This is a genomic window from bacterium, from assembly GCA_037147175.1.
Classification (GTDB): Bacteria; Cyanobacteriota; Vampirovibrionia; order Gastranaerophilales; family UBA9971; genus UBA9971.
The window spans coordinates 1-8746 of the sequence record JBAWVS010000073.1; the positions used below are offsets into that span (position 1 = coordinate 1).

An 8746-nucleotide genomic window follows, 5' to 3' on the forward strand; every position below is an offset into this window, starting at 1 on the left:
TATCTGCTCTGATAAAGTTTTTGATGAATGATTGTTTGTTACTGCATTTGAGTAATTTTCAATAAAATTTAATAAATGCGGTTCAGATTTTAAATATGCTTTACAATCATCAAAATCTTGTTCGTATTTATCTAAAAATATATTTTTTTCTTTGCTTTTTTGTTCCTGCAAAAAATACACTCTTGCATAAGCTTTTACTTCTTTTGTTGCCTTTTCTTTTACCAGAATATACTGAACGTTTGTATTTACCAGCCCACCGTAAATAACATCGCTATTAGAGCCTACTGTGGAGATGCATGACTTTGCAATATTGCCTATAAATAAATCGGTTTCCGGTTCTCTTTTCCACAATCCTATTTCATATTGCTTGCCGTTGTACTCAAACTCCTTTTTCTCCCCGTAATTTAGCCATTTATCATAATTCAAACCTGCTTTTTCAAAACATTTTTTTGTATTAAGGTTTGCTTTACCAATTTCAGTCTCAGGATCAAAAAGAAAATCTTTATATGTTCCTTGAATAGCAGGGCTTAGAAGATCTGAAAGACTTATATTCTTTTCGTAGCGAAGAAAGTCGTTAAAACCTTTAAGTGTATTAATAAACCTAAGATCCCATTTTTTCATGTCTTTTTGCTGCATATTATCAGTTATATCACTGTTTACGCCTAATTTGTTCAATTTTAAGCGGAAGCTGTCAAGAACGCTCAGATTATCTCCATAACCTTTAAAGCTTAAATAACAGGCGGAAAAAGGTAATTTGCCCGTGTAGGAGCTTGTCTGTGGTGCTTCAATATTGGTTTGGCAATAGGATTGTACTTTGCTTGGATATTGAATATTTTTATTAAATTTGTTTGTGGTTGGAGTAATAAGAGTAACAGACATGTTTGTAGTTCCTTTTGAAGTTATTGACATTTTTTGTTAAAAATTTACAGACTTTATTGATTTATCAGAATATAAGAAAATTGATTTTCCTTTTTTGTAAAATCAGGTTCGGACTTATAGCTTGTTGAAGTTCTTGTACACGGAGCCACTTTTCCTATTGTTTCAAATTTATCCTTTATTATTCGGTTTCCTTTGTTTTGATTAAACCAGAAGGAATTTAATAAAATTTTTGATGAATTATTATTTGTTACTGCTTTTGAGTAATCTTCAATAAAACTCAATAACTGCTGTTGAGCTTTATCATATGCTTTACTATCATCAAAATAGGGTGTATAACGAGCCAGCATTATATTTTTTTCTTTGCTTTTTTCTTCTTTCATAAAATATACTCTTGCGTAAGCTTTTACTCCTTTTGTCGCTTTTTCTTTTATTAAAATATATTGAACATTTGTGTTTACCAGCCCGCCATAGATGACATCGTTGTTATTGTCTATTGTGGAGATGCAGCTGTCCGTGTGATTTCCTATAAATAAATCTTTACCGGGTTCTCTTTTCCACAAGCCTATTTCATATTGTTTGCCTTCGCTCTCGAATTCTTTTTTCCCCTCGTAATTTAGCCATTTATCATAATTTAGACCTTCTGATTCAAAAGATTTTTTTGTTTCAAGATTTGTTTTGCCAATATCTGTCTTAGAATCAAAAAGAAAATCTTTATATGTTCCTTGAAGAGAATGATTTATAAGATTTATGAGATTTGGCTCATTTAGCCATTGTAGGGTGTAAATATTCTTAATGTCCCATTTTTTCATTTCTTCAGGCTGAATATTGTCAGTTATCTCGGGGCTTACACCTAATTTTTTGAATTCCAGACGGAAGCTGTCAAGAACGCTTAGATTCTCTCTAGAGCTTTTAAAGCTTAAGTAACAGCCGGAAAAAGGAAATTTGCCCACATAGCAGTTTGTCTGTGGTGCTTTAATATTATTTTGGCAACAGGATTGTATTTTATTTGTGGTTTGAATATTTAAATTAAACCTGTTTGCAGTCGGTGTAATAAGAGTAACAGACATTTTTTATTTCCTTTTGAAGTTATTGAGGTTTTTTGTTAAAAATTTACTGATATTTATTGAGTTATCCGGGTATAGTAAAAATGTTTTTCTTCTCTTGTATAATCCGGTTCCGTTTTGAATTTTGTTGATGTTCTTGTGTCCGGAACAGCATTTCCGATTGTTTTAAATTTATCTTTTATTATCGGGCATCCTTTCCATTTTTTATAAGCTGAAGTGTTTAATAAAATTTTTGAGGAGTTATTATTTGTTACTGCTTTTGAGTAATCTTCAATAAAATTTAATAAATGCGGTTCTGATTTAGGATATAATCTATAATCATTAAAAGATGCTTCGTATTTATCCAAGAGTATATTTTTTTCTTTGCTTTGTTCTTCTTTCATAAAATATACTCGTGCATAACCTTTAAGCTCTTTTGTAGCCTTTTCTTTTATCAAAATATACTGAACATTTGTATTTACCAGCCCGCCATAGATGACATCGTTGTTATTGTCTATTGTGGAGATGCAGCTGTCCGTGTGATTTCCTATAAATAAATCTTTACCGGGTTCTCTTTTCCACAAGCCTATTTCATATTGTTTGCCTTCGCTCTCGAATTCTTTTTTCCCCTCATAATTTAGCCATTTATCATAATTCAAGCCTTCTGATTCAAAAGATTTTTTTGTTTCCAGATTTGTTCTGCCAATATCTGTCTTATGATCAAACAGAAAATCTTTATATGTTCCTTGAAGAGTATTGCTTAGAAGCTCTATAAGATTTGCCCCTTTTTCTATCCACTGTAGGGTGTAAATATTTCTAATGTCCCATTTGTCCATTTCTTCAGTTTGAATATTGTCGGTTATATCAGGGCTTACTCCTAATTTTTTGAATTCTAAACGAAAGTTATTAATGTCCGGCTGCTTGTCTTTGTTCCCTTTAAAGCTTATACAGCAGGCCGAAAAAGGAAGTTTGCCTGCATAAGAATTTGCCTGTTGAGCTTTAATACTATTTTGGCAACAGGGTGGTATTTTATTTGTACTTTGAATATTTAGATTAAACCTGTTTATAGTGGGTTTAATAAGCAAAGTAGACATTATTCATTTCCTTTTGGAATAGGTATAGATATACAAAACAGGTGAAGAAAAAAAATTGCTATTAAAAAATAAAATTATTTTAACAATTCCTAATTATTATAATTTTTCTTTTTCGATAAATTTTTCTGTTAAACTATTGAGGTGAGACGAATTGAAAAAATGCAGAAAAAATTGAATGTTTATAGATAAAGCAAAAATTAATATTACTTCGGGTTCTGGCGGAAACGGAATGGTCGCGTGGCGAAGAGAAAAATATGTTGATAAAGGCGGTCCTGCGGGTGGAGATGGCGGAAGAGGCGGAGATGTATATATCATAGCCGATGCTAATTTATCAACTTTATTGGATTTTAAATACCAGTCAAAATTTGCAGCAGAAGAAGGTGAAAAGGGCGGGATAAAAGATCAGCACGGAAAAAACGGACAGCATCTTTATATAAAAGTCCCGTGTGGAACGCTCATAAAAGACCTTAAATCAGGGAAAATCATTGGTGATATAACTAATGACGGACAGAAAATTCTTGTTGCCCAGGGCGGAAGAGGCGGAAGAGGAAATGCAAGGTTTGCTACTTCTGTAAGAAGAGCGCCGCAGTTTTGTGAACCTGGAGAACCTTCTGTTTACAGAGAACTTGAGTTAGAACTCAAATTAATTGCTGATGTAGGGCTTTTGGGAATGCCAAATGCAGGTAAATCAACTTTAATAAGCATGATAAGTGCAGCAAAACCTAAAATTGCCGATTATCCTTTTACCACACTTGTTCCAAATCTAGGTATAATTAAAAAGCCTGATGGTGACGGACTTGTGATTGCAGATATACCCGGCTTAATCGAAGGCGCAAGTCAGGGAGTAGGGCTTGGCTTTGAATTCCTTCGTCATGTGGAAAGAACCAGACTGCTTGTACATCTTCTTGATATGACAGAAGAAGATCCTGTAAATAATTATAAAATTATCAACAAAGAACTTGAAAAATACGGCGGAAGATTAAATGAGATTCCGCAGATTATAGCTCTGAATAAAATTGATGCAGTTGAGCCTGAAAAAGTTAGTCAAATTAAAGAATATTTTGGAAGTAAAGATGTTTTTGCAATTTCTGCCGCAACAGGTGAAGGAACAAAAGATTTGGTTTATTATTTAATTAATAAAATATCAGAAATTCCGATTCCCGAATTTAATGTGGTAGTAGAAAAAGATGACTATGTAAATGATCATGACGATAGTGATTATGAAGTTATCAGTTATGGAAATTATTTTGAAGTCAAGGGCGGTAGAGTAGAAAGATTGGTTGCAATAACTGATCTGAAAATCTCAGAGGCTACTTATAGGCTTGAAAATATACTTAAGGGAATGGGAGTGTTCAAAGCACTTGAAGATGCCGGAATTAAAGATGGTAATGGTGTAAAAATAGGCGAATTTGAGTTTGAATATTATTCGGATGAAATAAAAGAGGAGAATAATTATGAAAGATAAGCAATTTTTAATGATTCCCGGTCCGACACCCGTACCGGAAACAGCACTTTTGGCTATGGCAAAGCATCCTATGGGACACAGAAGCTCGGAATTTTCCGCGGTTCTTAAAGAAGTTTTTGCTGATTTAAAATGGTTATTTCAAACGCAGGAAGATGTTTTTATTTTTACTTCAAGCGGCACAGGCGCAATGGAAGCAGCAATTTATAACCTCGTAAATCAGGGCGACAAAGTTTTAAGCCTTGTTATCGGAAATTTTGGCGAAAGATGGGCAAAAATTGCCAAAATGCGCGGTGCTGATGTGGAAATTATTGCTGCTGATTGGGGAAAAGCTATTGACCCTGCTGTTTTAAAAGCAAGACTTGATCAGGACGTAAATAAAGAAATTAAATTTGTTACTTTAACTCATAACGAAACTTCAACGGGCGTAACAAACGATCTTAAAACTTTAAACGAAATTATTCAAGAACATGGAGCAATTTCTGTTGTTGACGGAGTTACCAGTGTTGGTGCTATTCAGTTAAAAATGGACGAATGGAAAATTGACGTTGTAGTTTCAGGAAGCCAAAAAGGGTTTATGATTCCTCCCGGTCTGGCATTCCTTGCATGCAGCAAAAAAGCGTGGAAAGCTTATGAAAATTGCAAGAACCCCAGTTTCTATTTTAACTTTGGGGCTTACAAAAAATCAGCCGCAGAAAATACGACACCTTATACACCTAATGTTTCATTGATTATGGCTCTTAGAGAAACTTTGAAAATGATGAAAGAAGAAGGCTTGGAAAATATTTTCAACAGGCATGCAAAACTTGCAGCAGGTTTAAGAGCTGCCGTAAGAAGTATGGGTTTAAAATTATTTGTTGAAGATGACAGTATTGCCAGCAATGCAATTACTTCAATACTTCCGCCTGATGGAATTACTGTTCCTGATATCAGAAAAACACTGAACAAAGACTTTGATATTGTTGTTGCAAACGGTCAAAACCAGCTTCAGGATAAAATTTTCAGAATGGGACATCTTGGTTTTGTGAGCGAAAGAGATTTGATTACAGCAGTAGGCTCTCTGGAAATGGCTTTAGTTAAACTCGGTCATAAATCTCCAAAAGGAGAAGCAACCACAGCCGCAATTAAAGCTTTAGTATAAACCGGAAATTAATAATCATAAGAAAAAAGAACCTTAATTTAAGGTTCTTTTTTCTTAAAAAACATTACTTCTAAAAGTTAAAGTGCTTTTGCAAAAAACATTTTATTTTCTGATTATTTTTTTACAGCATTACCAATTATTATTAAGGAGATATCATTTGTCATCCTGAGCAAAGCGAAGGATCTGTCCATTTTGAGATTCGAGCTTTAATGCACACCTAGATAGATTCTTCGGGTTAAAACCCTCAGAATGACATACTGAAAAAATTGATTGACTAGCAATTCAAGCTATTATTGTGCTGAATTTGAATTTTTTAAATGCTGCATTAATTCAATAGGGAATAAGACAATTGTATTTGATGGTGAAGCTCCGAGTCCGTCAATTGTTTGAAGCGTTCTCAATTCCATTGCACCTTTGCTTTCGAGCATAATTTTTGCCGCTTCGGAAAGATTTACAGATGCGAGTTTATCGCCTTCCGCTTTAATTATAGTAGCTCTTTTTTCTCTTTCTGCTGATGCCTGACGGGACATAACCCTTTTTAAATCTTCCGGCATCTGAATATCAAGGATTCTTACGGAATCAACATTCATTCCCCATTCTTTAACTTTTTCTTTAAAATGTTCGTAAACTTCTTTTTGAACTCGTTCTCTCTCAGAAAGAACTTCATCGAGGCTCAATCCTCCAAGAACGTCTCTGAGTGAGTTTTGGGCATATTGAGAAATAGCAAACCTGTAATCCTGAATTTTTATTATTGATTTTTCGGCATCTTCAATCTTAAAAAATACTACGCCGTCAACTTCTATAGGCACGTTATCTCTTGTAATAACACTTTGTTTCGGGATATTTAAAGTTAAAACCCTCATGTCTAAAAATTTTGCGTAGTCAATTATAGGAATAACATAAATGATTCCAGGGCCTTTTACGGAATGAAAGCTGCCGTATCTAAGAATAACTGCTTTTTCCCATTGGGCTGTTATTCTGATACCTGAAACAAGTGTTGAAATAGTAAAAAGGATTACCAGTTCCAAAAAAACAAGAAACGCAAAAGGTATTTGGCTTACTGAAAAAATAAAGAACATTAATAGTAATGAAATAAATGCGCAAGCGACAAAGATAAAACCTCTAAGTCCTGAGCCAAGAGAAACATGCTCATAAGACGGAGAAGCAAAACTTCTTGCCATGTAACCGTCTACAGGATTTATAATGGACATAAAAACCTCCTTTTTGTGTAGGCTTTAATTATATATAAATATAGTTTACAAGTAAATATATTTTTTTTTAAAAGAAATTTATTTATTTTCTTTCATCAAAATGTTATCTTATAGACAGAAAGTTTTTATGAGAGGAGTTATTATGAGACCAAAAGTTTTAATTACAGACAAAATTGACCAAATCGCAGGCGATATTCTTTCGGGAGTTGCTGATGTGGTTTTTGGCGAAACTTTAGCAGAAGACGAATTAATCAAAGTTATCGGAGAATACGACGGTTTTATGGTTAGAAGCCAGACAAAAGTTACACCAAAAGTAATGGAAGCCTGTAAAAATATGAAAATTATAGGCAGAGCAGGAGTTGGTGTTGATAATATTGACCTTGAAGCCGCAACAAATAAAGGTATTATTGTTGTGAATTCACCGGAAGGCAATACAACAGCAGCAGCAGAGCATACTATTGCTTTAATGCTTTCTATGACAAGATATATCCCTGAAGCTGATTTGTCTACAAAATCAGGCAAGTGGGAACGCTCAAAATTTACGGGAATAGAAGTGTTTAATAAAACTTTAGGGACTGTCGGACTTGGTAAAATTGGATCAAGAGTGGTAAAAACAGCAGTTGCAATGGGAATGAAAGTTCTTGTGCATGACCCTTATGTTACAAGAGAAAGAGTTGAAGAACTCGGTGCTACTTATGTAAAAAGCCTTGATGATTTTTGGGGAGTGTGTGATTTTATTACAATTCACGCTCCAAAAACAAAAGAAACCGCTTATCTAATCAATAAAAACACCATAAATAGAATGAAAAAAGGCGTAAGAATAATAAACTGCGCAAGAGGCGGAATTATCGAAGAAGATGCCCTTAAAGAAGCTATCGAATCAGGACAGGTTGCAGCAGCGGCTATCGACGTTTTTGAAAAAGAGCCGATTGACCCGAATCACCCTTTATTAAAAACTGACGGTCATCTGGTATTAACACCGCATTTGGGTGCCAGCACGGAAGAAGCACAGATTAATGTTGCAATAGACGTGGCAGAGCAAATAAGAGATGTCCTGTCAGGAAAATCAGCCAGAAGTGCGGTAAATATCCCTTCACTTAGAGCTGATATCCTCGAACCTGTTAAAGAATATATGAACCTCGCAGAAAATCTCGGGCTTTTTGTTCGACAAATCAGCGAAGGAGGCATTAAACAGGTTAAAATTACCACAAGAGGAAATCTTGCAAATTATGACTCGGCTCCTTTAAAAGTCGCTGTTTTAAAAGGAATACTTTCATACAGTCATGAAGGAATTAATTATGTAAATGCTCCAATCGTTGCAAAACAGCGAGGAATTGATGTCATTGATTCTAAATCTGAAAAATCCACAAACTATGTGGGACTTATAAACGTAAAATTAATTACTGATTGCGGTGAACATTCAGTTTGCGGAGCGATGATTGCTGATAAAACTCCAAGAATTGTTCAAATTGATGAATTCAATACGAGTTTTGAAGTGGCAAAACATATTTTAATAGCACCTCACCATAATAAACCCGGCATGATTGCGAAAGTTTCTGCTGTGCTTGGAAATAATAATGTCAACATAAGCATGATGATGGTTGCCAAAAAAGAAGAAACGGCCGGCATTGAATCAACGATGATTATAACGACAGATGAGCATATTTGTCCTGATTTATTAGCGGAAATCAAGCAAATTGACGGTATTAATGATGCTAAATATATTTATTTAATTCCTGATAAACAAAAATCAAATCAGGAACCGGCAATAGTTTAAATATCAAAAAACAACAAATAAAAAAAGAGAGATTATTCTCTCTTTTTTTATTGATATTTGAATCTTTAAACCATGACTAACTTAAAACAGGAGTTACGCAAAGTAATTTAAAATATTAAAAATAAAGAATCCTGACTTT

Annotated in this window: 7 protein-coding genes; 3 read left to right on the plus strand and 4 right to left on the minus strand. The window is 34.1% G+C overall.

The window, feature by feature from the left end:
• The 3 genes from WCG23_12395 to WCG23_12405 all read right to left on the minus strand — a co-directional run.
• Window positions 1-879 (minus strand): hypothetical protein (locus tag WCG23_12395; GenBank protein ID MEI8390668.1); only part of this gene is annotated, 879 nt, incomplete at its 3' end.
• A 53-nt stretch (window positions 880-932) separates the two neighbouring features.
• Window positions 933-1946: a hypothetical protein gene (locus tag WCG23_12400; protein MEI8390669.1), complete on the minus strand. Its 1014-nt coding sequence runs from the start codon at window positions 1944-1946 to the stop codon at window positions 933-935.
• A 53-nt stretch (window positions 1947-1999) separates the two neighbouring features.
• Entirely contained in the window at window positions 2000-3016 is a 1017-nt protein-coding gene (locus tag WCG23_12405; GenBank protein MEI8390670.1) for a hypothetical protein, read from the minus strand.
• Window positions 3017-3191: 175 nt separating this feature from the next.
• Between WCG23_12405 and obgE the strand changes: the two genes are divergently transcribed.
• Both obgE and WCG23_12415 read left to right on the plus strand, forming a co-directional pair.
• On the plus strand, window positions 3192-4481 hold the full coding sequence (obgE, locus tag WCG23_12410; protein ID MEI8390671.1) for a GTPase ObgE: 1290 nt from the start codon (window positions 3192-3194) through the stop codon (window positions 4479-4481).
• Window positions 4471-5619 carry an alanine--glyoxylate aminotransferase family protein gene (locus WCG23_12415; GenBank protein ID MEI8390672.1) on the plus strand — a complete coding sequence of 383 codons (1149 nt, stop codon included), beginning with the start codon at window positions 4471-4473 and terminating at the stop codon, window positions 5617-5619. Before obgE ends, WCG23_12415 begins: the two co-directional genes overlap by 11 nt.
• A gap of 290 nt (window positions 5620-5909) precedes the next feature.
• Here the strand turns inward: WCG23_12415 and WCG23_12420 are convergent, their stop codons facing one another.
• Window positions 5910-6830: a slipin family protein gene (locus WCG23_12420; GenBank protein MEI8390673.1), complete on the minus strand. Its 921-nt coding sequence runs from the start codon at window positions 6828-6830 to the stop codon at window positions 5910-5912.
• Between the two features lie 142 nt (window positions 6831-6972).
• Between WCG23_12420 and serA the strand changes: the two genes are divergently transcribed.
• Window positions 6973-8607, plus strand: coding sequence for a phosphoglycerate dehydrogenase (gene serA / locus WCG23_12425; GenBank protein MEI8390674.1), 1635 nt, complete (start codon window positions 6973-6975; stop codon window positions 8605-8607).
• The last annotated feature ends 139 nt before the right edge of the window (window positions 8608-8746 follow it).